This is a genomic window from Flavobacterium sp. NPDC079362 (assembly GCF_050267765.1).
In the GTDB taxonomy this organism is placed as follows: Bacteria; Bacteroidota; Bacteroidia; order Flavobacteriales; family Flavobacteriaceae; genus Flavobacterium; species Flavobacterium azizsancarii.
In genome coordinates this window covers 50,452-75,736 of record NZ_JBNNFM010000015.1, presented here as the reverse complement: position 1 = coordinate 75,736, position 25,285 = coordinate 50,452, and the positions used below count along the sequence as shown (strand labels likewise).

The following is a 25,285-nucleotide window of genomic DNA, read 5'->3' as shown; positions in this document are numbered from 1 at the left end:
AAAGACCGTTTCACTTTCAATATTACCACATAGCAATGTGAAGCAAATATTTGCTTATTTTGATCTTTATTCAAAATAGAAAAAAATCTATGTTTTTATGTGTTATTTCTTTACTCTCAATGAGCTTATTCAAAACAACAAATATAAGAATTTTCAGCATTATTCAAAATGCAAAGCTTCAATTGGATCTAGTTTGGATGCTTTTAATGCCGGATAATATCCAAAGAAAATACCGGTTATCGCACAAACCAGAAAAGATAGTATCACCGAAGATTCTGAAATCAAAGTAGGCCAATGCAAAAAGAATTGTATTAACTCAGAAGCTACTATTCCTAATACAATCCCGATTAATCCTCCGGTAAGGCTGATTAATATGGCTTCGACTAAAAATTGCAATAAAATATCTCTTCCGTTTGCGCCTATCGACATACGCAATCCTATTTCTTTGGTTCGTTCTGTAACCGAAACATACATAATATTCATAATGCCGATTCCGCCAATCAATAGCGAAATTCCTGAAATAGCGGTTAACAATACGGTCAATAACTGACTGGTAGAACTAAAAGTATTGATTAATTCGGCTTGTGTTCGTACGGAGAAATCGTCTTCATCTTTTGCTTTCAATCGATGTGCTGTGCGCATAATTTGCTCAATTTCATCTGTTGCCAGTTGTGTCTGACTTTCATCGACTGTCGAGGCATAAATGTTTTGAAGATAAATTGAGTTGGTTATCCTTTTTTGTACGGTGCTGTAAGGAGCAATAATGATATCATCCTGATCTTGTCCAAACGCATTTTCTCCTTTTGATTCTAAAACCCCAATAATCCTAAACGGAATTTTATTAAACCTAATAATCTGCCCGATTGGATCTACGCCATACGGAAAAATATTATCGACTACGGTCTGACCAATCAAACACACTTTATTTGCCGTATGCACATCTGATTCTCGAAAAGCGATCCCTTCTTTTAGTGGCCAATCTCTAATTTTGAGGTAATCAACACTTACGCCCTGCATACTTGTTGGCCAGTTCAAAGCACCATTAATCGCTTGCCCTTTACTGGAAACGGCAGGAGAAATCGCATTAAGATGTACCGATTCTTTTTTCAGGGCTTCTACATCACTAAGTGTCAGCGTTTGTACGCTCGAAATATCCAGACGCGCTCCGGCAGTAACATTACTGTTTGGACGAATGGTGATCATATTAGATCCCATACTTGATAGTTGATCCTGAATGCTTTTTTTAGAACCCTGACCTATGGCAACCATTGCAATTACAGATGCTACACCAATAATGATTCCGAGCATGGTTAGTAATGCACGAAGCTTATTACGGCGTAAAGCCTTTAAGGCGATGAGAAAAAGATTAGCTATTTTCATATTTATAATCTTCATCTACATGAAAATCTGCGAGCATTTGTTTGGCAGATTTTATGCTTTGGTTATTAAAATCTTTCATTATTCTTCCGTCTCTCAGTGTCACAGTTCTATTGCTAAAAGCAGCGATATCAGGTTCATGGGTTACAAAAATGATTGTTTTTCCCTGTGTATTCAATTCCTGGATCAACGCCATGATTTCATAAGAAGTTCTGGTATCCAGGTTTCCCGTAGCTTCATCGGCAAGGATCATAACCGGATCGTTTACTAATGCTCGCGCAATTGCTACCCGCTGTTGCTGTCCTCCGGAAAGCTGATTGGGAAAGTGATCCAGACGATCTGCTAACTTGACGGCTTCTAAGGCATGAATGGCTTTTTCTCGTCTTTCTTTTGTAGAAACACTGGGATTATACAGTAAAGGCAGTTCTACATTTTCTATTGCAGAGGTACGCGCCAAAAGATTATACGATTGAAAAATAAAACCAATCTTGGTATTACGTAGTGCCGCCAATTCATTTTTAGATAATGATTTAACGTTGACTCCGTCTAATAAATAATTCCCGTCTGATGGTTTATCCAAACAGCCTAAAATATTAAGCAAAGTCGTTTTTCCGGAACCGCTACTTCCCATAATGGTCAGGAATTCGCCTTCCATAACATCAAAAGAAATCCCTTTTAGTGCTCTGACGGTTTCAGATCCCATCGTGAATTCTCTTTTCAGGTCTTGTATTTCAAGAATCTTTTTTCCCATTACAATTTATTTTTTCTCAATGTATTTAATACTTTGGGCATAATTATTTTAACACATAGAAACATAGATTTTATAAATAAAAATCTATTATAATTTATCTTTTTCCGCCGCCTCCACCACGTTTTGGCATAAACGGACTTGATTCTGTTGCTTTGGTGCTTTTGGATTGTTTTAAGGAATTGACTCCGGTAACAATTTCATCTTGTGCTGTTATTCCTTTAATAACCTGCACATTGATGTCATCATCCAATCCTATTCTGATATGTTTGGGAATTATAGAATCTCCTACCCTTTTCCAGACAATCGCCTTTTTATGATCGATAGTATCCGGAGCTTTATTATTGGATTGTGAGTTACTTCCATATTTATTTCCATTCCCACCGTTATGGTTTTCTTTGTGTTTTCCTTTATCATTTCCTAAAGACAATTTTCTGATTTTAAATTGCTTTCCTAAAGTAGAATCAGGCTGAAATGCCACTGCTTTTGCAGAAATCAGCAAGGTGTTTTTTACTACATTGGTGTAAATAATGATATTGGCCGTCATTCCGGGCTTGAGCTTTAAATCATCATTTGGAGCGTTGATAATAGTGGTATACGTCACAACATTTGATGAAATCGTGGGTTGCAAACGCACTTCGATCACGGTCCCTTTAAACACATCATCCGGAAAGGCATCTACGGTAAAACTTGCATTTTCTCCCACCTTTACGTTTCCAACGTCAGCTTCATCTACAGATGCCTGAACCTGCATCTTGGTTAAATCTTTGGCGATACTAAATAATGTTGGCGTATTTAAACTTGCTGCTACAGTTTGTCCTTCGCTTACTTTTCGCGATAAAACAGTACCGTCTATTGGCGAAAAAATATTGGTAAACGAAAGGCTTTTTTGTACTGATTTTAATTGTGCGGCAACGCTGTTTACATTGTCTTTTGCCACTTCATATAGGTTTCTTGCTGTTTCATAATCGGCTCTGCTGATTCCTCCTGCTTTGTATAATTCACTCTGTCTGTTGAAATTAGATTGCTGGTAACTCAGGTTATTTTTTGATAATTGTAAATTGGCTGCAATTTGCTCTACTTGTGCCATCAATAATGATTGATCTATCTGGGCTAATAATTGCCCTTTTTTTACAACGGAATTAAAATCTACAAATACCTTTTGTATTGTACCTGAAACTTGTGTTCCTACTGCGACAGTATCTACGGGCTGAATTTTTCCTGTGGCTGTTACACTGGTCGCGATATCTCCATAATGAGGGTTTTCGGTAACCAATTCTACTTTATTACCCTCTTTATGAAAAATAAAGTATCCTATACCTCCTATAACTAACAACCCAATGATGATAATGATTATTAATTTATTTTTTTTCATTTTGCTCTTTTTATAGTTTGATTGGATCTCCTTTAAAGAAATCGTATATTTTTAAACTCACGATCGCATTGTATTTCGATTGTATAAAATTTTGAAATGCCTGAATGTACAGATTCTTTTCCAGCAGATAATCTACAGTACTGATTCCGCCTAACCTTAATTGTTCGTTTGCGATTCGGTAATTTTCTGTGTTCGCATCGAGTTGCTCTTCAGCAGCCGTAAACTGAGATTGCGCATTCAATACATTTATATACGCTTGCTCTACTTTTTGAGAAAGTATGGTTTGTGTATTGGTAAGATCGAGTTTGGACTGATCAATTGCGATCTTCGATTTTTCGACACCGGTTTTGGCTATTCGGTTATTAAATACCGGAATGGTCAGTGAAAGCCCCAAACGCTGGTAAAAATTATTGTCGATCTGTGTAGGATATGGCGTGTTCTGATTATCCGAATATCCTGATGCCAGAGTTCCGCTTGCTGCAAGTGTAGGTAAAAAACCTGCTTTTGCTTTTCGTAATTCCAGATCAGCAGCTTCTTTTTCTAATTGACTGCTTTTTATTTCCGGTCTTTGTTCTAAAGCTATTTTTTGAGCATCTTCTAAATTTACAACCGGTAAAGTAGTTTCTAAAGTTCCCGGTTTCTGAATATTCAAATTATATCCTGACGGCAGCTGTAGTAACTGTTTTAAGGTCAAAATATTCTGGCGCTCGGTGTTCTGAGAAGCAATCAGATTATAATTGTCTGTTGCGACTTGTGCTTTTAATAAAACAAAATCTTTTTTGGCAATACTTCCGGCGTTGTATTTTAATTCTCCTAATTTGAGCTGTGCTTTAGAAGTTTCTAAAATCTCACTCAAATAAACACTGTTTTCTTTGGCTAAAAGAATGGTTAAGTACGATTGTGTGATCAACACCGTAACATCATTCTCAGCAGCTTCGGCATTAAATTGTGCTGATTTAATAAAAAGTTCTTTCTGTTTTATGTCATTATTCAGATACCCTCCGTTGTATAAAACCATCGAGGAATTTAAAGCATAATTACCTGCAAAACTTGCTTGTGTCTGAAAACCACCCACAACTACATCTGCATTTTTGGCATTAGTAAATGTTTGCGACGCACTCCCAAGAAGATTAGGGAATTTAGCGGCTTTTGATAACAATAAATCCTGTTCTGTAGATTTTGTTGTTAAACGCAATGTGTTAATTTGAATGTTTTGCTCTTTTGAATAGGCAATACATTGTTCAAGACTCCATACTGTTGGCAGCTTATTTTGTTCAATCGTTTGTGCAGAAACATAAACTGAATGAACAATAAAAACCACCATTAAAGTATTTATCATAAATGATCTCATACCTGAATTTAATTTAAATTAAAAAAATAAATTGTAACGTGAGTATTAGACAACAAAAAATGCTTTATGCGTATTGTGGATTTGTATAAAGGGGATTTGATACGTTATTCATAGTAATGGTAGCTAAAACGAATAAGTATATCAAATATAACGATTATTTTAACGCTTTTACCGAAGCAAACCTTATTTTAATCATAAATAAAAGATAAATTATTTCATAAAACCCGGTGATCCTAACAGGTTTCCAAAACCTGTCAGGTATTGAATCGATTTTTAAAATACTAAGAAAATTGGCCCTTATTAATTACTTAATATCAGTTAAACGTTGAGACTGCGATATACGAATACCTAACAGGTTTTGGAAACCTGTTGGGATAATCTAATGTAATAAAATTTGGTTAATTTGATATGGGATACCTAACAGGTTTTGGAAACCTGTCAGGACACAAAAATCTTTATCGATGTTTTCGATGTTTTTTCATCATTACTTTATAGAACTTATGCTTTACAAGCTCGGCAGATACGATATAGGTTGCTATTAATAAGAACATCCACACATAAAGCATAAAGGGTAATTTTACAAAATCAAACCATCCTGCAAATGGTGTAAAAGGCAATGCCAGAACAAACAATACAATTATTGCTGTTGCGATTGACAAATATTTACCGGGCAAGCTCTTAAAAAATGGTAATCTGGTTCTAACAACAAGTACGATTAAGGTTGCTGAAATTACTGATTCTATAAACCATGCGGTCTGAAATTCTTTTTCTTTGGCATGAAAAATAAACAATAAAACACCAAACATCAGAAAATCAAATACAGAACTTAATAATCCAAAAACAACCATAAATTTTCTGATGAAAGAAATATCCCAACGTTGCGGTTCTTGTATATTAAGATCATCGACACGATCTGTTGCGATTGCCATTTCAGGAAAATCAGTCAACAAATTTGTCAATAGAATTTGTTTGGGTAATAATGGTAAAAAAGGAAGAAATAACGAAGCTCCTGCCATACTGAACATATTTCCGAAATTGGCGCTTGTTGCCATAAAAATATATTTCATGGTGTTGGTAAACGTTTTTCGGCCTTCGACGATACCATTTGTCAAAACATCAAGATCCTGGCTTAGCAATACAATATCTGCGGCTTCTTTGGCCACATCTACTGCTGTATCTACAGATATACCCACATCTGCGGTATGCAGCGCCGGAGCATCATTGATCCCGTCCCCCATAAAACCTACTACATTACCTCCGCTTTTCAGGATCGAAATAATACGTTCTTTTTGGTTGGGTTCTACTTCTGCAAAAATATCGGTATGAATCGCCTGATGCATTAATGCGGCTTTGGTCATTTTTTGCAATTCGGCACCAGTTACTATTTTTGGATCTTTAATCCCTACCTGCAACGCCAGGCTTTTTGCTACCAGGGCATTATCTCCTGTAATAATTTTAAGCTTTACGCCTAGTGTATTCAGTTTGTTGATTATCGCTTCGACATTTGGTTTTGGAGGATCAAATAATGTGATGAATCCTAAGAAAATCATATCTTTTTCGTCGTCGCGATTAAAATCACCTGCATCTTTAACGGGTTTGTATGCGACACCTAAAGTTCTAAAACCGGCTTCGCTTAATTTTTCATATTGCGCCTGGATTGATGCTTTAGAATCTGCAATATTGGATAATTTTCCTTCGGCCAATTCAGCCTGACTGCAAATTGATACTATAGAGTTCAAAGCGCCTTTGGTAATCGCCAGATTTTCTTTTTCTCCTTTGACTACTATGGTAAGACGTTTTCGGATAAAATCATACGGGATCTCTGATTGTACCGTAAAAGTTTTCGCTGTTTCTTTATAAGCCAAAACTATGGCCTCGTCTATAGGATTTTTAAACCCTTGCTGAAGGGAAGCATTTAGCCAGGCATATTCTAATACTTTATCATTATGGTTTCCGTTGATGTCTAATGTATCTTTTAAGCTTACTTTTCCTGCGGTAATTGTACCTGTTTTATCTGAACAAAGAATGTTCATGCTGCCAATGTTTTCTATAGAAGAAAGACGTTTTACAATAACCTGTAATTTTGCCATTCTTTTTGCTCCTGTCGAAAGATTGACACTGATGATAGCGGGAAGTAATTGTGGTGTCAAACCTACAGCAAGTGCGAGAGAAAATAAGAAGGAATCAAGAATAGGTTTATTAAGAAATACATTGACACCAAAAATAATAATGACCAGAACTAATGTTACTTCCATCAACAAATAGCCAAACTTGCGAATTCCGAGTTCAAAATCTGTTTCGGGTGCTTTTGACTGAAGTGTAGTGGATATTTTACCGAATTCTGTTTGTTTTCCGGTTGCCATTACAAGTGCTGTTGCTTTTCCGCTTATGACACTGGATCCCATAAACAAGGTATTGCTTCTTTTAGAAAGTACTGTATTTGCCGGAAGCGGATCGCCACTCTCCTTTTCTACAGGAAAGGTTTCTCCGGTAAAAGCGGCTTCATCAACAAATAATTCTTTGGAATCTAATAAAAGACAATCACCGGGAATAATATCTCCGGCTGATAAAGTAACAATGTCTCCGGGAACAACTTCTTCGACAGCAATTTCTTTTGAAGTTCCGTTTCTGATTACCCGACATTTTAAGGTAACCATTTTCAATAATTCTTTTACTGCATTGGCTGCTCCTTTTTCCTGCCAAAAACCAAGAAGACTGCTTAATATTATGATACAGAGAATAATTACTGTATCTGAAATATCTCCTAAACCTGCTGATAAAATGGCTGCAACAATAAGCAGAATGGTAATTGGACTTTTAAACTGCGAAAGAAACAGAATAAACATGGAGGTATTTGCATTATTTTTTAAGGTATTGGGACCGTATTGCTTTAATCTTCGGGCAACTTCTGTATCATCCAGTCCTTTTGAGTTTGCTGCTAACTTACGATAAGCATCATCAATACTTAAATTCCAAAAACTATTTTCGGAGTCAGAATTACTTTCCATAAAACGTTTTATTATATGTTTTATATAAAGGTAATCAATAACTTACTACTATTTAAAAATAATAAGCTCTGCTATTCGAAGGGATTTAATCTTTTAATCTTCTGTTTCTAAAATCTTTTTTAACTGAGGTGCAAATTCTAATCCCCATTTATCAATAGCGACAATCAAGGGCATAAGAGATTCTCCGGATGCTGTTAGAAAATATTCTACCCGCAAAGGAATTTCTGTATAGATTGTTTTTCCTAAAAGTCCGTGAAATTCCAGTTCTTTTAATTGATTTTGCAATACTCGTTTTGTAATTCCATTTACAGCGTTAACAAGGTCTTTGGGGCGTTTTGTCCCTTTTGAAATTTCATCCAGTAAACAAAATTTCCATTTAGAACCTACTACTTCCATAGCTACATTGAGTCCGCAATTATAATCAATTGGTATTTTTCGCTGATACATCTTTTATCTCTTTTAGAAATACAAAAGTAAAGACAAAAAAGAGTTTTCCTGTAGATTCATTATGGTGATTAATTTATCACTGTATGATTAATTCGCCCCTTATTGTTGTATTTGTTTATCAGCCCGACCTTTGCATCTCTAAATTTTAATACTTATAAAATGAAAACTCTTATCATTATAATTCATCCAAACCTTGAAAACTCATTAATAAACAAAAGATGGATCGAAGAATTGAACCAATATCCTGACCAATACACTATACATGATTTATATGCCTTATATCGGGATGAAAAGATTGATATTGAAAAGGAACAGCAATTAATAGAAAACCATGATACGATTGTATTTCAGTTTCCGTTTTACTGGTTCAATAGTCCGCCTTTACTAAAAAAATGGCTGGATGAAGTTCTAACGCATGGATGGGCTTATGGTAGTAAAAGCGGTTATAAGGTTGCTGCAAAAAAAATTGCATTGGCCATTTCTGCCGGTATTAACAAGGAAGATTATAGCGAAACCGGAAGATACAAATACACTTTAGAACAACTTACGACTCCGTTTGAAGTTACTTTTGATTATATCAAAGCGGCTTATAAACCTTTGTTTGCTTTTTATGGTGCGGAGCATGATGCTTCTCCTCAAAGAATTGAAAAAAGCACGCAAGAGTATCTTTCTTTTCTTGAATCTCTATAAAATAATTAATTCAAGTTGCTCGTTAATCATGTGTAGTCCTACAGGCAACAATATTAAGTTAAAGGATTTCTGAATACGGATTAACTATTTCTATATCAATAACTCTATCAGAATCCGCTAGATTGTCATCTCGACGAAGGAGAGGTCGCAAAAGAAACTCGACAAAGATTGGCGAATATCTGAACGGAAATACTAGTGTGATCTCCTTCGTCGAGATGATAAGATTGTGTTTAAACTTTGCAACTTTGAAGTAAAAATTATGATCAAAAAAGCTTAACTTAGTGACATTGCCTGCAGGGATTATACTTAAATATCTTTTAAAGTCAGTTCATTTGCTGAATTGTTAAATTAGCAACTTTAATTAATTATAATGATCCTTCTTTTAATATAAAAACCCCTTTACTAAAACTAGTAAAGGGGTTTTCGATTATTTAAAATATAGGTCATAAGCTCCTGAAACTTCTGTAGAAACTTCTCCTAACCATCCGGCTTCCTGATTGATTCCGGTATATACTTTTATAAAATCTATTCCAGGAAGTTTAACGTATTTTCCGTTTTTATCTACTGCCCACGAAATATCGATATTAGATGCTTCATCATTATTTGGAGCGTTATCAGCATATCCAAAATCAAAAGATTTACCTACCCAATAATTTCCTGTACCGCTCTGATCGTAAAAATTGTCTTTTATTTTTGTTCCCTTTAAACTGTACGAGGCTTCAGCAATCCATAATGGATAATAGCTTTGATCGTGAAATGCATTTTGTGTTTTATATCCTGAAGCACCCTGATTATCCTGCCATTTAATATATTCTATATTCGTCTGCCAAAACTCATCTCCTGCAACGGGTAGTTTATTGGGATCGGGTTTAAAGTATGTGATGCTGTAATTCTTTACTGTTGTATTTTTAAAATATTCACTTCCTGCAATTTCATACCATTCATCTTCATCGGGTTTTCCGTTTTTGTTTTTATCATAAGCCACCAGAATAATTCCGGGTTCACAAGATCCAAAACGCTCCTCATTTGCTTCACTTCCAAAAAACGCATTACCTAAAATCTTAAAATCCCTGCCATCCAAATTTGGGATCGTATGGTCAAAACCAAATACGACATATCCGCCAAAACCTCCTAAAGATATCATACTGCTATTTGGTCCAACGATTGCTTTTTTTGCTGCGCTGATAAGATTTGCTTCGGTATTTCCTGGTAAATATTCCGGAATTCCATTAGTAAACTGACCTATTGCAGGGCGAAAATCAAATACATTTGATATGTATTTGCTATAATTTCCCGGCTCTTTTGTTACATTTATTAAAGATGAATATGTTTTTACTGCTCCATTTGTCGTGACCTTTAATGTCAGTGGATAATTCTTTAGATAAGGAGTGATAAAATCCAACTCGGCATTTTGTGAAATTACTGAATCATTTACACTCCATGTCAATTGAGAGTTGGCAGGAACTTTCGGGACAATATTTAGTACTTTAAAACGATCAATTGTATATGATTCTTTGAGTATAACGGTGGGATCTATAATTCCCAGATCATCTTCTCTATCAGTTCCACATGCAATAAATCCCAGTAAGAGAGTTAAAGACAATGTGGCTTTTAAAATTTTAAAGTGTTTTTTTTTCATAGTATTTAAATTGGGTATTTATTACAAATGCAATTGCACGTAATAGGAAAGGATTAAAAAAATGTGGTTTTTATTGTTCTAATTTGTGGTTATAAAAGCGATATGTGCCGGAATGTTTCCTGCTGTAGTTTTCCATTTTAATTTTCCATCGGGAGTAAAACAATAGATATAACCTGTTACTACATAATTTTGTGCATCGGTAATGTATATTTCTTTTGTTTCGGGATTTACCTGAAGTCCATACGGAATCATTATTTTTTTGTCTGTACCGTCTGTGATTACTTTATCACTAATTACTTTTTTTGTTTTGGTATCTAAAATTCCGTACGTAACTTTATTACTATTGGTGAGATAACTCCAGGAAACACTATAAAAATAAAGCAGATCATCTACAAGGCACATTCCTGAAACGGGAATATCAAGCTGCATTTTTTTCTCATCTGTCTGGCTGTCTATCACAAAAAGATTAGAAGGTGTATTGTAATAATCTCCTCTTGAACTTACATAAATATCTCCTCTGCTGTCTATTTGCATACCATAGAGATTGATTCCCACATCTATTTTTTTAGTTTCGGTAAAGGTTTCCAGATCAATAACGGAAACTGTTCTGTCGTAATTAGGAACTCTGTAACCTCCTGAATTTGCTACATAAAGTTTGCCGTTACGTATTACCATTTGTTCAGGTTGATATCCAACTGTTACTTTTCGTTTTATTTCTAATGATGTTGTATCAATTTCAGCAACAAAACCTATCTCAGCATTGGGATCAATGGCTACAGGACCTGCGTAAGAACTGATATAAGCTTTGTCTTTATAAAAGGCTACATATCTACAATTGGGAATGTCTATTTTCTTGATTCGTTTTGCTGTCCATTTGTCTATAACCTCAACTTTGTTTGAGCAATTGATTACTGCATACACTTTATTGCCGTATATTTTTATATCATTACCCACATCTCCCAGTTCTTTGACAACTGTAGGATTGCGTTCTGAATAAATATCTGTGGTATAATTTCCGGTTCTGTAATTGAATACATCAATACTGGCACGATTCATTCCCATATTACCCTCGTTAAGAAGATAAAAACCTTCGACTTTACCACCGCTTCTGGGTGCAGCAACGCTTTTATCTGAGGATGGAAAAACTGTTTCTTCTTCTCTGCAGGAAACAAAAGCAACGGCTATAAATAAACTAAGGACTAATTTTGTTGTTATCTTTTTCATAGCTCAATACTGATTGTAAATTTTAATGTACGGCCCGGCATTGGATAATTATAAATTACCTCGTATTGCTGATTGAGGACATTATTAAGTTCTACTGATCCTTTCATTTTATACTGTTGAAATGCAAAAGATTTTTGTACCGCTAAATCGTGGGTGTACCAAGGCTGAACTTCATTTACTTTTATATTGTTGACATTACCATTGTATCGCTTTCCTACATATATAAAACTATAATTGAAATTCCAGGTTTTATAATCAGCGTTTAATATTCCGGATCCGCTGTGCCAGGGTGTATATGGAATCTGATCTCCATAAGATGATAATTCTAAACCTGCGAATTTTGTATAATCCCTACTTTGTGAATACGTATAAGTAAGATTTGTGGCTAGATTTACCTGACCAAAATGTATTCCCATATTCACTACAGATTCTATTCCTTGTCCTTTTACCTGCCCTATATTGGTCATCATCCATCGGAATAAGTTTCCGGTTGGGGCTGCTACTATTTTGTCTTTGGTATTGGTATAATAACCATCAACCTGAAAAGATAATTTATCGAAAAAACCTTTTTCTATTGGCAAATTATAAGTAAAACCAACATCATACTGATTCATGTATTCCGGTTTTAAAGTACTGGAACCAACCATTGTATAATACAAATCATTGAAAGTGGGCATTCTGAAAATACGTTTTGCAAATGCTCTTACAGTAAAATCATATTGCTTAAACGGTGTGTAACCTATAAATAATGCAGGCGTAAACTCTTGTTTGTCGGGAGCTTTTGCATTGTATCGCACTTCTTCCTGAACATAAGTGCCTACAACATTTCCCAAAACTTTAAATCCTCCAAATCTGTAAGAACTTGCGAGAGAAAATAACGCTGTATATCGCTGTGGAAATGAAAATTGGGTTTGTATCCCTCTTCTTGTTGCGTTTAACTTGTTGTACTGAAAATCTGTAGACAGCGAAACATCCCAGGTTGGTAATATGCTGTACATATTTACTGCTGAGAAATAATATTCCTGTTGATAATAGCTGTCGTCTGATTGTGCGCCTTCGGTAACCGTTTCACCTAATATATTGGTAGTGTCTCTGGCCACATAATGCGTGTAATCGTAAGCATATTTTGCCTTTGCCTGAAATTTATATTTATCTGTAAAATCTTTCACTAGGGTACCTTGTGCGAAAAAATTCTTATCGTACTGTCTAAAGCCGTCAGAAAACTTATTCTCGACAATCGCTCCCGGTGCTCCTCGATCTGAATCGTAATAATATACTTTAGCATCCCAGGAACCATTATTTATTTTTCCGTAAAGCCCGGATTCAAATCGTAGTGCTTCTATATCGCTGTTATGTCTGGTGGCAGTCGTATCATATGCAACAGATCCGTCTAGATTGTTTCTTTTGTACCTGTATTTGTATTCACCATTAGATTTAATGTATTCAGAGCTTACACTCATACTTACTTTGTCGCTCAATTTTTGCTCCCACCTAAATGAAGGATCAATATAATTGATAGACATTGTTTTATATCTTACTAATAAATTTGTTTTTTTTGTACCAACAAAAACAGGACGTTTTGTCCTTAAATAAATAGTAGAAGCAGCGGCAAAATCTTTGGCAGATTGGAAAATTTCACTTTTCTGTCCGTTATACATCGTCAGTGATTCCATATCATCTAAGGAGTATTTTCCCAAATCTGTTACGCCATTCTGAGCATTTCCTAATTGTATCCCATCATAAAAAACACCTACATGATGTGTTCCCATATTACGGACATCTACTGTTTTGAGTCCGCCAAGACCACCATAATCCTTAATTTGAGTTCCCGCAAAATACCGAAGAGCATCTGCAACGTTGTGACTTGCCAAATTTTCGAGCAATTTTCCTGAAAGGGACTGTACCGGAATTACTTCCTGATAAGGTTTTCCTTTTAATATTACTTCTTTTAAAACCCGCAAACTATCATTTGATACTTGTGAATGAAGCAAAAACGGAGCAAACAATATAAAAATGAAAAAGAGTATTTTTTTTGTATTATACATCACTGATTTAATTAAATAAACTCCAGAATAATAATCAAAAGCAATAAGAGAGAATCCCATTATAAATAACAGGTCAGTTCTTGTTGTTTGACTTTATTCCACGAAAGTCTTAAACTATGTGATTTGTGGCAGGTCTCCTGACTTGTTCCATCTTTAAACAACCTTCTCATCCGGCTCAGCGAACAATGGCATTAGTAACGTTTAAAGACTTGTGTAGAACTTACAGTAGCGGGTCTGTTCAGGATTTGCACCTGATTCCCTTTTAACTATTTTCTTAAAAACTAAAAAAATAGACCAAAATCTGGTGCAAAGATAGAATTATCTTTATAAAGAAGAGGTATTATCAAATGCAATTTATGTTTATCGCAATAAATGAAGAATTAAATACAATATCACATTAAAAAGTTAATTGACCAGTACTAAACTTCGGACGTTAACAAATTATATAGATAATTGATCAACACCTTAAATTCATGTCATAAAATCACAAAAACCACTAACAATCAATAAATTAACACTTATTCTTGTTAATAATTAATTAAAAAAAATTAAATTTAACTATTGTTTTAAAATTACTATCAACTAAATCCAATTTTGATATGAATTTAAGATCTCTACACTCCCCTTATTTCTATTTATTTGTATTGTTTTTTTTCTGTAGTTCAAACGTTTTTTCTCAATGTTTTGAAATCCAGAGTATCTTGGTTGATGCTTGTGGGGTCCAAGAAGGGCGTAACGAAATGGTACGCTTTAAAGTTGGTAGTGCTCCATTAAACATAAATACCTTAACAGTAACATGGCCCAATAATGCTTGGCAGGGCATTGTTCAGGATTTGACAACGGCAGCTGTTGTCGCTCAATTAAATACTGATATAAGTGCTGCAGGCGGATGCGGACAAATACTAGAACCTCCCGGAGGAATATTACCTGCTAATGCAACCGCTATATTAGTTACTAGTTATCTGATGGTTACTAGTGATAATTCATTTGGTCCTTTATCCGAAAATATATATATGGTTTTTCAAGATGCTACAACTACTGTTGGGCACTTTGCCAACCAATCTATCGCACCTCCTAATGGGAGAACGCTTGTGATGAATTTTAGTGGTTGTTTGGATACTGTTACCTATGACAAATCAATGTTGACTAATACAAGTGGGGCAAATACTCCCGCTGACGGTGCTACAGTAAATTTTACCCCAGCCGGACTTGCCACTTACACCAATAACGGTTGTAAAGCACCTGTACCACCTTTTACAGTTGATGCCGGACCTCCTACCTTAACGGCTTGTGCAGGAGCAACAATTACTTTGAATGGTACTGCAGTAGGGCAAACTTCAGTTGCCTGGTCTGCGTCGTCGGGTTCTTTTTCTCCATCAACTACAACTACAACCGATTATACAGTTCCGACTGCAGCGGGTGGAACAACTATAGTATTGACGCTAAAAGCTACTAATAGTTGTGGGCTAGATATTACTGATACTATTAATTTATTAGTAACGTCCAACACAACACCAAACTTTGCAACAACTTTGACTTTGTGTAGTAGTGATACTGCACCAACTTTGGCTCTGACTTCTCCAAACGGAATCACAGGAACATGGAGTCCAAACATTATTGACACTGCAACAAGTGGCAACTATACTTTTACTCCAAATACAGGACAATGCGGCACAACCGCAACTCTTGCAGTGACCATAACTCCACCAACAATTCCTGATTTTGCTACAACTTTGACATTGTGTAATGGCGATACTGCACCAACTTTGGCTCTGACTTCTCCAAACGGAATTACGGGAACTTGGAATCCTGCAGTAGTCAATACTACAACAAGTGGCAATTATATTTTTACTCCAACTGCGGGATTGTGTGCGACAACTACTAGTTTAGCCGTTACCATAAATCAACAAATAACTCCTGATTTTGCTACGAGTTTACCGTTGTGTAGCAGCGATACTGCGCCAACTTTGGCTTTAACCTCCCCAAACGGAATCACAGGAACCTGGAGTCCTTCGGTAATCAATACTACAACAAGTGGCAATTATATTTTTACGCCAAATGCGGGACAATGCGCAACAACTGCTAGTTTAGCCGTTACCATAAATCAACAAATAATACCTGATTTTGCTACGAGTTTACCGTTGTGTAGCAGCGATACTGCGCCAACTTTGGCTTTAACCTCCCCAAACGGAATCACAGGAACCTGGAGTCCTGCGGTAATCAGTACAACAACAAGTGGCAATTATATTTTTACTCCAACTGCGGGACAATGTGCGACAACTGCAACTTTAGCCGTTACCATAAATCAACAAATAATACCTGATTTTGATACAACTTTGACATTATGTAATAGCGATACTGCGCCAACTTTAGCCCTCACCTCTCCAAACGGAATTACGGGAACCTGGACTCCTTCGGTAATCAATACTACAACAAGTGGCAATTATATTTTTACGCCAAATGTGGGACAATGTTCGACCACTGCTAGTTTAGCCGTTACCATAAATCAACAAATAACTCCTGATTTTACTACGAGTTTACCGTTGTGTAGCAGTGATACTGCACCAACTTTGGCTTTAACCTCCCCAAACGGAATTACGGGAACCTGGAGTCCTGCGGTAGTCAGCACAACTACAAGTGGCAATTATATTTTTACGCCTAATGCAGGACAATGCGCAACAACTGCTAGTTTAGCCGTTACCATAAATCAACAAATAATACCTGATTTTGATACGAGTTTACCGTTGTGTAGTAGTGATACTGCACCAACTTTGGCTCTAACCTCCCCAAACGGAATTACGGGAACCTGGAGTCCTGCGGTAATCAATACTACAACAAGTGGCAATTATATTTTTACGCCAAATGCGGGACAATGTGCGACAACTGCTACTTTAGCCGTTACCATAAATCAACAAACAATCCCTGATTTTGGTACAACTTTGACATTATGTAACAGCGATACTGCGCCAACTTTGGCTCTAACCTCCCCAAACGGAATTACGGGAACCTGGAATCCTGCGGTAGTCAGCACAACAACAAGTGGCAACTATACTTTTACGCCTAATGCAGGATTGTGTGCAACAACTGCAACTTTAGCCGTTACCATAAATCAACAAATAATACCTGATTTTGATACAACTTTGACATTATGTAATAGCGATACTGCGCCAACTTTAGCCCTCACCTCTCCAAACGGAATTACGGGAACCTGGAATCCTGCGGTAGTCAGCACAACAACAAGTGGCAACTATACTTTTACGCCTAATGCAGGACAATGCGCGACAACTGCAACTTTAGCCGTTACCATAAATCAACAAATAATACCTGATTTTGATACAACTTTGACATTATGTAATAGCGATACTGCGCCAACTTTAGCCCTCACCTCTCCAAACGGAATTACGGGAACCTGGAATCCTGCGGTAATCAATACTACAACAAGTGGCAATTATATTTTTACGCCTAATGCGGGACAATGTGCGACAACTGCTACTTTAGCAGTTACCATAAATCAACAAATAACTCCTGATTTTACTACGAGTTTACCGTTGTGTAGCAGTGATACTGCACCAACTTTGGCTTTAACCTCCCCAAACGGAATTACGGGAACCTGGAGTCCTGCGGTAATCAATACTACAACAAGTGGCAATTATATTTTTACGCCTAATGCAGGACAATGTGCGACAACTGCTAGTTTAGCCGTTACCATAAATCAACAAATAATACCTGATTTTGCTACGACTTTGACTTTGTGTAGTAGTGATATTCCACCAACTTTGGCTTTGACTTCTCCTAACGGAATAACGGGAACCTGGAGTCCTGCGGTAATCAATACTACAACAAGTGGCAATCATATTTTTACGCCTAATGCAGGACAATGTGCGACAACAGCTAGTTTAGCCGTTACCATAAATCCGCAAATAATACCTGATTTTGGTACAACTTTGACATTGTGTAGTAGTGATATTCCACCAATTCTGGCTTTGACTTCTCCTAACGGAATTTCGGGTACATGGAATCCTGCGGTAATTAACACAACTACAAGTGGCAATTATATTTTTACTTCAAATTTGGGGCAATGTGCTTCTATTGTAACTTTGATCGTTACCATTACACCTGCAATCGTGCCTGATTTTCCTGCTAAGCTTAATTTCTGCGACGGAACTACTCCAATTTTGCAGACAACATCTCCAAATGGAATTAGGGGAACCTGGAGTTCATCAACTACTAACAATAGTGGTAATTATACCTTTACTCCTATTCCTGGTCAATGCGCAACAACAGCTTCCGTAGAAGTAACTTTTACGTCGCCCGCGTATTCAATAACAAAAGAATGTGTAAACAATCGATATCTTATAAAGGTCGAAACCACATCTTCTTCTACTAATTATAGTTATTCCTGGGTTGACGACAAAGGGAATCCGGTAGGATCAGATAATGCGACTTTTGATTTTTCAGAATACAGCGAAAATTATAACGGATTATTACAGTTTCCGTTGCAATTTAAAGTTGCTGTCAATGATGGATCTTGCGAGGTTGAAGAAGTAATCGAAGTGTCAAATAATTTATGCGGTGTTCCCAATGCAGTTTCTCCTAATGGTGATGGAGTCAATGATACTTTCGATCTTACTGATTTTAATGTAACTAACATTGAAATATACAATCGATGGGGAAGAAAGGTATATGACTATGTTGGCAAATATGACAAACAATGGTACGGACAATGGAAAGAGGGAAATATGTTGCCAACCGGAACCTATTATTATATTATTTCATCTGAAAATGGAGATCAAAAAGCGGGATGGGTATTTTTAAGTTACTAACTCACTATAGTTCTCCCAATTTAAAACACAACAAATCAGTTGAATATATAATAAAAACACACTTTATAATAGCTTATTATTTTTTTCCGTTTTATTAAGATTCTATTCAAAAATTGATCATATGAGCATGTAAAATACTATCTAAAAATTGTGATGGTATCTGTTAGATTTTCTTTGCAGATAAATGCTTTAATGAATTCCTGAACTTCATTATTAGTTTCAGATGGTGTAGCAAAAGAATTAATATGAAACTCATCATCCTGATCAAGGATGTGTATAATTTCGGTATATCCTTTGGAAATTAAACTACCTTTTAATTTAATTATATTCAACTGTTGTTGACTATCCAACTCCTTACGAACCTTTAGTTTTATAGCTTTATCCATTGTACATATTTTTAAATTAACTGACTTAGTTTCATTCTCAAATATAAATATTAATTAGTTACGAATATTCATAAAATTGCTCCATAAAATATTATTTATCAACATACTAATAAACATTAGTTTAAGAAATTGTTATTAATTTACTAAAATATCAATTTGATTTTTCAGTAATTTTAACTAGATTAATAAACCAAAATTTCAATAACTTTGAACTCTGATTATGCGAGCAAACCTTAGAGAACATATTGAAAAAATAATACCGCTTACAGATGAGGAATTTTCCTTTGTCTCTGCTCATTTTATCCCAAAAAATTTTAAAAAACATCAATTCCTTATTCAGGAAGGTGATCCTGTAAAGTATTCTTACTTTGTAATTTCGGGACTTTTAAAATTAGTTCATACTGATGCGACAGGAAAAGAACACATTGTTTCTTTTGCTATGGAAGATTGGTGGGAAAGTGATTATTATGCTTTTTATACACAAACAGAAGCTACAATGTCACTACAATGTCTTGAAGATACTGAGGTTCTTTGCTGTTCATTTGATGATTATAAAAAACTACGGGATGGATTGCAAAAAATGGAACGTTTTTTTCTCGAAAAATCTACTTTTGGTTTCCTGGGATCACAACGCCGCATAATATCGTGGCAAACTTCTAACTCAAGAGAACGTTACGAACAGCTTTTAAAACAATATCCTTCACTATTTCAGCGCGTTCCCAAAAGTCTTATCGCATCTTATCTGGGAGTTTCGCGTGAAACCCTGAGCAGATTATCTTCTTAATGTGACATTTCTCACATCATATTCGTGAGAAATATCAAGACTCTATTCCTGATGTTATTCACAATTTTACAGTACAATTTTAAACTGTAATCGTGAAAAAAACATCAAAATTTTTAGCCTTACTATTATTAACTATTACGCCGGTATTGGCGCAAACAAAAAAAGCTAAACAAATGGAAATGAGAGTAATTAATCCGTGGAAATGGCAGAATGAACGTAGTTACGTGCAAGCTGTTGAAGTAAAAAATCCAGAAGGAACGTTGTATGTTTCCGGTCAGACGGCCATAAGTGCAGATGGAATTTCAAGTGATGAAAACATGGAATCCCAAATAATTCTGGCTCTAAAAAATCTGGAAGAAGTAATCACCAAAGCCGGTTATGAATGTAAAGGAATTGTGAGACTAAACATCTACACGACTTCTACATCTGAACTTTGGCCGCACTTTGCTATCGTTCAGGATTGGGTAGCCAAACACGGCATTAAGCAAGCCACTACTCTATTGGAGGTAAAAAGCCTTTTTGAAACACTGAAGGTTGAACTGGAGGCTACGGTTGTAAAATAACTGATCCAAATTAACAAGATAAGCCGTTTTTTCTTACTTAAGAAAAAACGGCTTATTTGTATAAAAAATATTTTTGATCTCCTTTTCTAATTAGTACACTACTAATATTGTTCTTCAAAAATCCGGAAGGATCTTATTTTACAGCTGTTTTTCAAAATAAAATAGAAAACAAAAGCTATTCTATTCTACCCTTAAACAAAAGAAATTCAAACTGTTAGGTCATTAAAAAATAAGTTTCACAGGAAAATATTTAACTTTTTTGAATTATATTTCAAACTAAAAAGTCAATTATAACGTAATTATCAGAAACGATAGTCTTGTAATGAGATAAATTCAATTCACTATTACGTTTTTGGAAAAATATTGAATTTTATCTTATTCCTGATTATCGTTATTTATTAAATTTAAGAAGATTTAACTGTGGACAAAATTAATGTACAAAGATTAAAAAAGACTTTGGCTTATCTGGAAAGCAAACAACGCGAATTAAAAAGAAATCATGAAAACGATACCAGAACTATTGAATCAATGATAAAATTTCTAAAAAAAGATATGCTCGAACAATTTAAACTATCGCATTATGACATCTACATTAAGAATGAAATACACAATACCGAAACTTTTATTCAAAGTGTGCAAAGCATTATAGATAGCAATTCTCATTAAAAATTAATGAGAATTACTTTTTTTAAAATTATGCATTTTGCGTTATTTTATTAAATTCTTCCAGAGATTTATTAGGATCTGCCGTTGCATATTCGTTTTCGGGTTCCGGAATTACATGAATTTTTGAATCACTTAAAGATACAATTGCAGAACAAACGTATACTCCTATTTTGCCTTCGCTATATTTAAAATCCAATAACGTTAACTTGACTATTTCGTTGATAGAAAGCTCATAATAATTTCCGTAGCGGATAATTTTAAAATAAATTTCTTTGTTTTCTACTATCTCAAATTGATTGGTTTGAATGTTTTCAAAAACAAAATTATTCTTTACATCCTTTTCATTAAATCCCCATGCCCTAAATTGCACAAAGCCATTTACAAAATCAATTGATATATAATAGGCTGTTCCCTGCTCATCACATTCGATAACAAAACCTGTTTTTCCCATTCCTTCAACAGCCAGTGTACCTTCCCAAACAAAGTTTTCCGAAGGTTTTTCAAAACAAAAAACTTCATAACCACTTCTGCAGCCAATTCGCCATTTATTTTCATTTTCCACAACAAAATTAGCCGATGGGTTTCCCAAAATTGGAACAGGAATTGGTAAGTTTCTCTGATAAATTGTTCTTTGATAAAGCGTTCTCCAATGGTGATATGTTTTTAATAATAATCTGCCGTTACTGTCAACATCTAATTGTTTTGGTGGCGGAATAACGCGAAGTGTGTTGACATTCCCGCCAACAAAGTAAAAGTTATAAATCAAATAATAATCTCCTTCTTTTACAATTCGTGCTGCATAATTGCCTTGTGGCATTAATACATTGTTATGAAAAGCGTGGTATTCTCCTTTAAAATCCGGAGAGAACCAATAACGAACTTTTATATCTTCGCGAATCGAACCTAATAAATAGTGCATTCCTTTTATTTCGACCACACAAGGACATTCAATATCATCATAAACATAGGCTACATGCAGCGGTTTTTGAAGAACAAAACCTTTCTCTCCTCTTTTTGCCACACCAATGCAACCTCTTCTGTATGTTGGTCCTACTGCGCTGCGGGCACAAATTAATAAATAGTCTTCTCCTTCAAACTGGTATTTAAAAGGATCTCTGAAGCTGAGCCATTCCCGCGGGTTATTATCCCTGCTTTCATAATAAGGCGCATTACTTCTAAGCGGCAAACCATATTGATTATCTTTTGTCCAGTGAATTAGATCTGGAGAAACTGCACGCCCTACCTTTTGCGTAATTCCTTTGTCCTGACGTTTTAAGCCTGTATAATACATTTCGTAACCTTCTCCTTCAGAGTTTTTACTAACATGCATTGTCCAAAGCATATCATCATCCCATTCTCCGGGATCTCCCACGAACAAAGCGTTTTTTACTCTTTTCCACGAAAGACCATCTTTTGATACTGCATGTGCAATATAATCGTGATTAGGAATAATTAAATGAAACAAATGATGCACGCCGCTATCATCTATAAATACATCGACATCTCCTATTTCCCAATTACTAAAACCTGAACCTGAATACATATTCTATACTTTTATTTAATTTGCCGAGTGCAGCTGCCATTGTCATTCTTGCGAAATAAGAATCGCCATAAAAAAATCTCCAATCTTTGTTGAATATCATGTGGACAGGGCGCAAACTCAACCATATTTTATTTAATTATTTTGTAATGTTTTAATCCTTCCAAAATACCTTCAGATGCGGAACTTTTTGCCACATAAATACTTTTGGTAGTTTCATATTTGGCTAATTCTAAACTTCTGTTTCCCACGATAATTCCTTTTACAGCGCCTCTGAACATGTCAATATCGTTTCCTGAATCTCCTGCAGCAATTACATTTGTGAGTGGAATCGACCATTTGCGACATAAAAATTTAATCGCATTTCCTTTCGAAGCTCTTTTAGGAATAAAATCAAGAAACTCGCCATGACTTGGGATAATATTTACTTTGTACCATCCTGTGCCTAAAACTTCGATTAGTTGATCGTGATTGTATTTTTCTTTATCATAATAATAAGAGATTTTGTATGGATTTTGGGCTTCTGGTTCTTGTAATCGCAACCACGGAATCTCTTTTAAACGGTTTACAATATCTTCTCTTTTCCAGCGACCGGCTAAAAATTTTGCCCATCCTTTGTCCAGAATATAATCTTTACCATTTGTGTAATAAATTTCGGTCCCAACAGAACAAATAATAAAATCCGGTAAAGGAAATTGTTCTTCTTCCATTACTTTTTTTACCAGCGCCAGGTTTCTTCCGGAGGCGAGTGCAAAAGCCATCTTTTCAGTCCGGTTAATCAAATGTTCCTTTAATTCTTTTAGACCGGGATTATTTAATTTTGGTTCAATAAGTGTTCCGTCTATATCTGAAACAAATAAATGTTCTACCTTTCTTTTAAGTCTTTCGATATTTATGTTAGGATAGTGCTGTTTTTTGATTCCTGAACCGGACGACAGTGATAAATTTTCATTGACCAGTTCAACATATTGGTTAACATGACTTAACCAGCTATAATGTTTTTGAATATTAATTGCTCCGTTATTAGAGTAATATTTCCATTGACTTTCATTGGTTAAGATATTTCGTAAAGCTTTTTTGATTTCATTTTCATTCAACGGATCTACCAATTCTCCGTTCTGGCAAGTAGGAATAATTTCTGATGGTCCACCATTTTTAGTTACCACAACCGGAAGACCGGAACTAGCGGATTCAATTACAGTTAATCCGAAGTTTTCATGTAAAGCTAAATTCACAAAAACACCTCTTTTTTCGGCAGCATAACGATAAATAATCGAAACCTCATTTTCTACGTCATGTTTCTTTGGAATTGCCATTTTTCCGTACAAATCGTACTTATCCATCAAAAGCAAAAGATCTGTCAAAACATCTTTTTCAGATTCCGGCATTTGCGAAATGTCTTTTCTAATTCCGGCAAAAATGACCAAATTAGCAATACTCTGCAGTTCTTTATCCTTACCGTAAACCTCGATTAAGGTGTGAAGATTTTTATGGCGATCAGGTCTTGACAGCGCTAAAATAAATGGTTTGTGTGGATTTATTAAAAACTTCGAAATCGTTTCAGCAACCCAGTATTTCCTTTGCTCCTCTTCCATTTGTTTATCAGAATCCTGTTCTCTGTGATAATAGGGTACAAATTTACTGGTATCAATTCCGGGAGAAATAGCATGGTATTTTCCTAATTCAAAATTTACGTAGGGTTTATAGGTTTCAATTTCCTGCTCTGTAGAAGTGACAATAAATTCAGATAATTCTAATGTTTTTTCTTCTGCGGCAATTCTCTGTGTGAACTTAAATTTCTTTTCGATTTCTTCTTCACTCAAACCGCTTTCAAGTAGTTTATTCTTTTTATGAAAACCTAATGAATGCCCGGTATGAGCAAAAGGGATATTTAAGATGGTCGATAATTCACTGGCGACATATCCGGCGTCTCCGTAATGAGAATGTATCCAATTTGGGAATATATCATGAAGTTTAATATGCTGGACAATTCCATTTACAAAAGTGTCCAAACCGTCCCATAATTGCTCTTTTGGTTTGTATTTTTTTCCTAAAAAAGGAATTCTTCTTATGTCTAATTTTTCATTAATGATTTCGATAGGTACTGCATATTCCGGCGATAGATTTTTGTCATCGATTAACCTTGTAAAAATATGAACATGCTCTACATCTTCATGTTGCGATAAAAACTCGGCAAGTTCATAAACGTATTTAGTTTGTCCTCCATTATCAGCATCTCTACCAATCTCCAGACCCGAACCTTTTAAGAGTCCGTGTATGTTGATTAATGAAATTCGTAATTTTGTCTTCATTGTTTTTATTTGTTAGAATTTTTAAGATACAAAAAATCGGGCAGTCTGACCCAAACTCACAAAAAAAATAACAAGATTCTTAACATTTAAATCCTAAATTGTAAGAAACATAGTCCTCAAAAACGCTAAATGTTGTTATATTTACATTCTTAAACAAATCGATTTTTTCATCCTTTATCAATAATAATGGATGTAAATAAAAAAACTAAAAGCGATGTATTTTGATAGGACGTTTTTATATTTGTGACGTGAACATTATCAAAATAAGCAGCTTTATCTAATGTTTTTTCTTCTGCTTAAATGTCCC

Annotated in this window: 17 protein-coding genes and 1 riboswitch; of the genes, 5 read left to right on the top strand and 12 right to left on the bottom strand. The window is 35.2% G+C overall.

The genetic code is table 11. The features are described 5' to 3' along the window. Positions 1 to 159: 159 nt before the first annotated feature. The 6 genes from ACQKCJ_RS14130 to ACQKCJ_RS14105 all read right to left on the bottom strand — a co-directional run bounded on the left by ACQKCJ_RS14130 (position 160) and on the right by ACQKCJ_RS14105 (position 8,306). The gene (locus ACQKCJ_RS14130; protein ID WP_271336107.1) at positions 160 to 1,380 is read right to left on the bottom strand and encodes an ABC transporter permease; all 1,221 of its coding nucleotides are present in this window, start codon (positions 1,378 to 1,380) and stop codon (positions 160 to 162) included. After that, entirely contained in the window at positions 1,367 to 2,128 is a 762-nt protein-coding gene (locus tag ACQKCJ_RS14125) for an ABC transporter ATP-binding protein (RefSeq protein ID WP_271336106.1), read from the bottom strand. Before ACQKCJ_RS14125 ends, ACQKCJ_RS14130 begins: the two co-directional genes overlap by 14 nt. A gap of 94 nt (positions 2,129 to 2,222) precedes the next feature. Then, positions 2,223 to 3,500 (bottom strand): efflux RND transporter periplasmic adaptor subunit, encoded by a 1,278-nt coding sequence (locus ACQKCJ_RS14120; protein WP_427402246.1) that lies wholly within the window; start codon positions 3,498 to 3,500, stop codon positions 2,223 to 2,225. A gap of 10 nt (positions 3,501 to 3,510) precedes the next feature. After that, positions 3,511 to 4,851: a TolC family protein gene (locus ACQKCJ_RS14115; RefSeq protein ID WP_271336104.1), complete on the bottom strand. Its 1,341-nt coding sequence runs from the start codon at positions 4,849 to 4,851 to the stop codon at positions 3,511 to 3,513. 455 nt (positions 4,852 to 5,306) lie between these two features. Continuing rightward, positions 5,307 to 7,859: a magnesium-translocating P-type ATPase gene (mgtA, locus tag ACQKCJ_RS14110; RefSeq protein ID WP_427402245.1), complete on the bottom strand. Its 2,553-nt coding sequence runs from the start codon at positions 7,857 to 7,859 to the stop codon at positions 5,307 to 5,309. Between the two features lie 93 nt (positions 7,860 to 7,952). Next, the gene (locus ACQKCJ_RS14105; RefSeq protein WP_271336102.1) at positions 7,953 to 8,306 is read right to left on the bottom strand and encodes a winged helix-turn-helix transcriptional regulator; all 354 of its coding nucleotides are present in this window, start codon (positions 8,304 to 8,306) and stop codon (positions 7,953 to 7,955) included. Between the two features lie 159 nt (positions 8,307 to 8,465). Between ACQKCJ_RS14105 and ACQKCJ_RS14100 the strand changes: the two genes are divergently transcribed. Next, positions 8,466 to 8,996, top strand: a complete 531-nt coding sequence (locus ACQKCJ_RS14100; RefSeq protein WP_271336101.1) for an NAD(P)H-dependent oxidoreductase — start codon at positions 8,466 to 8,468, stop codon at positions 8,994 to 8,996. A gap of 427 nt (positions 8,997 to 9,423) precedes the next feature. Here the strand turns inward: ACQKCJ_RS14100 and ACQKCJ_RS14095 are convergent, their stop codons facing one another. From ACQKCJ_RS14095 to ACQKCJ_RS14085, 3 genes are all read right to left on the bottom strand, one after another. Further along, positions 9,424 to 10,635: a cell surface protein gene (locus tag ACQKCJ_RS14095; RefSeq protein WP_271336100.1), complete on the bottom strand. Its 1,212-nt coding sequence runs from the start codon at positions 10,633 to 10,635 to the stop codon at positions 9,424 to 9,426. A gap of 78 nt (positions 10,636 to 10,713) precedes the next feature. Next, positions 10,714 to 11,859, bottom strand: a complete 1,146-nt coding sequence (locus ACQKCJ_RS14090) for a YncE family protein (protein WP_427402244.1) — start codon at positions 11,857 to 11,859, stop codon at positions 10,714 to 10,716. Next, positions 11,856 to 13,904, bottom strand: coding sequence for a TonB-dependent receptor (locus ACQKCJ_RS14085; RefSeq protein WP_427402243.1), 2,049 nt, complete (start codon positions 13,902 to 13,904; stop codon positions 11,856 to 11,858). Before ACQKCJ_RS14085 ends, ACQKCJ_RS14090 begins: the two co-directional genes overlap by 4 nt. 110 nt (positions 13,905 to 14,014) lie before the next feature. Continuing rightward, positions 14,015 to 14,218, bottom strand: a riboswitch (cobalamin riboswitch). Between the two features lie 285 nt (positions 14,219 to 14,503). Between ACQKCJ_RS14085 and ACQKCJ_RS14080 the strand changes: the two genes are divergently transcribed. Then, entirely contained in the window at positions 14,504 to 18,727 is a 4,224-nt protein-coding gene (locus tag ACQKCJ_RS14080) for a gliding motility-associated C-terminal domain-containing protein (protein ID WP_427402242.1), read from the top strand. A 137-nt stretch (positions 18,728 to 18,864) separates the two neighbouring features. Here ACQKCJ_RS14080 and ACQKCJ_RS14075 read toward each other — a convergent pair whose 3' ends face one another. After that, positions 18,865 to 19,113, bottom strand: coding sequence for a hypothetical protein (locus tag ACQKCJ_RS14075; RefSeq protein WP_271336096.1), 249 nt, complete (start codon positions 19,111 to 19,113; stop codon positions 18,865 to 18,867). 220 nt (positions 19,114 to 19,333) lie between these two features. Between ACQKCJ_RS14075 and ACQKCJ_RS14070 the strand changes: the two genes are divergently transcribed. From ACQKCJ_RS14070 to ACQKCJ_RS14060, 3 genes are all read left to right on the top strand, one after another. Further along, positions 19,334 to 19,897, top strand: a complete 564-nt coding sequence (locus ACQKCJ_RS14070) for a Crp/Fnr family transcriptional regulator (RefSeq protein ID WP_427402241.1) — start codon at positions 19,334 to 19,336, stop codon at positions 19,895 to 19,897. 173 nt (positions 19,898 to 20,070) lie between these two features. Next, positions 20,071 to 20,460 (top strand): RidA family protein, encoded by a 390-nt coding sequence (locus ACQKCJ_RS14065; protein ID WP_427402260.1) that lies wholly within the window; start codon positions 20,071 to 20,073, stop codon positions 20,458 to 20,460. Between the two features lie 420 nt (positions 20,461 to 20,880). Next, on the top strand, positions 20,881 to 21,126 hold the full coding sequence (locus ACQKCJ_RS14060; protein ID WP_271336094.1) for a hypothetical protein: 246 nt from the start codon (positions 20,881 to 20,883) through the stop codon (positions 21,124 to 21,126). Positions 21,127 to 21,154: 28 nt separating this feature from the next. On the opposite strand, the gene ACQKCJ_RS14055 is transcribed toward ACQKCJ_RS14060, so the two are convergent. Beyond that, positions 21,155 to 22,669, bottom strand: a complete 1,515-nt coding sequence (locus ACQKCJ_RS14055) for a glycosyl hydrolase family 32 (RefSeq protein ID WP_271336093.1) — start codon at positions 22,667 to 22,669, stop codon at positions 21,155 to 21,157. Positions 22,670 to 22,797: 128 nt separating this feature from the next. Then, entirely contained in the window at positions 22,798 to 24,978 is a 2,181-nt protein-coding gene (locus ACQKCJ_RS14050; protein ID WP_271336092.1) for an HAD-IIB family hydrolase, read from the bottom strand. Between the last annotated feature and the right edge of the window lie 307 nt (positions 24,979 to 25,285).

Coding starts and splice junctions, on each gene's coding strand:
- ACQKCJ_RS14130 (WP_271336107.1), bottom strand. CDS start 1,380: ATGAAAATAGCTAATCTTTTTCTCATCGCCTTAAAGGCTTTACGCCGT.
- ACQKCJ_RS14125 (WP_271336106.1), bottom strand. CDS start 2,128: ATGGGAAAAAAGATTCTTGAAATACAAGACCTGAAAAGAGAATTCACG.
- ACQKCJ_RS14120 (WP_427402246.1), bottom strand. CDS start 3,500: ATGAAAAAAAATAAATTAATAATCATTATCATCATTGGGTTGTTAGTT.
- ACQKCJ_RS14115 (WP_271336104.1), bottom strand. CDS start 4,851: ATGAGATCATTTATGATAAATACTTTAATGGTGGTTTTTATTGTTCAT.
- mgtA (WP_427402245.1), bottom strand. CDS start 7,859: ATGGAAAGTAATTCTGACTCCGAAAATAGTTTTTGGAATTTAAGTATT.
- ACQKCJ_RS14105 (WP_271336102.1), bottom strand. CDS start 8,306: ATGTATCAGCGAAAAATACCAATTGATTATAATTGCGGACTCAATGTA.
- ACQKCJ_RS14100 (WP_271336101.1), top strand. CDS start 8,466: ATGAAAACTCTTATCATTATAATTCATCCAAACCTTGAAAACTCATTA.
- ACQKCJ_RS14095 (WP_271336100.1), bottom strand. CDS start 10,635: ATGAAAAAAAAACACTTTAAAATTTTAAAAGCCACATTGTCTTTAACT.
- ACQKCJ_RS14090 (WP_427402244.1), bottom strand. CDS start 11,859: ATGAAAAAGATAACAACAAAATTAGTCCTTAGTTTATTTATAGCCGTT.
- ACQKCJ_RS14085 (WP_427402243.1), bottom strand. CDS start 13,904: ATGTATAATACAAAAAAAATACTCTTTTTCATTTTTATATTGTTTGCT.
- ACQKCJ_RS14080 (WP_427402242.1), top strand. CDS start 14,504: ATGAATTTAAGATCTCTACACTCCCCTTATTTCTATTTATTTGTATTG.
- ACQKCJ_RS14075 (WP_271336096.1), bottom strand. CDS start 19,113: ATGGATAAAGCTATAAAACTAAAGGTTCGTAAGGAGTTGGATAGTCAA.
- ACQKCJ_RS14070 (WP_427402241.1), top strand. CDS start 19,334: ATGCGAGCAAACCTTAGAGAACATATTGAAAAAATAATACCGCTTACA.
- ACQKCJ_RS14065 (WP_427402260.1), top strand. CDS start 20,071: ATGGAAATGAGAGTAATTAATCCGTGGAAATGGCAGAATGAACGTAGT.
- ACQKCJ_RS14055 (WP_271336093.1), bottom strand. CDS start 22,669: ATGTATTCAGGTTCAGGTTTTAGTAATTGGGAAATAGGAGATGTCGAT.
- ACQKCJ_RS14050 (WP_271336092.1), bottom strand. CDS start 24,978: ATGAAGACAAAATTACGAATTTCATTAATCAACATACACGGACTCTTA.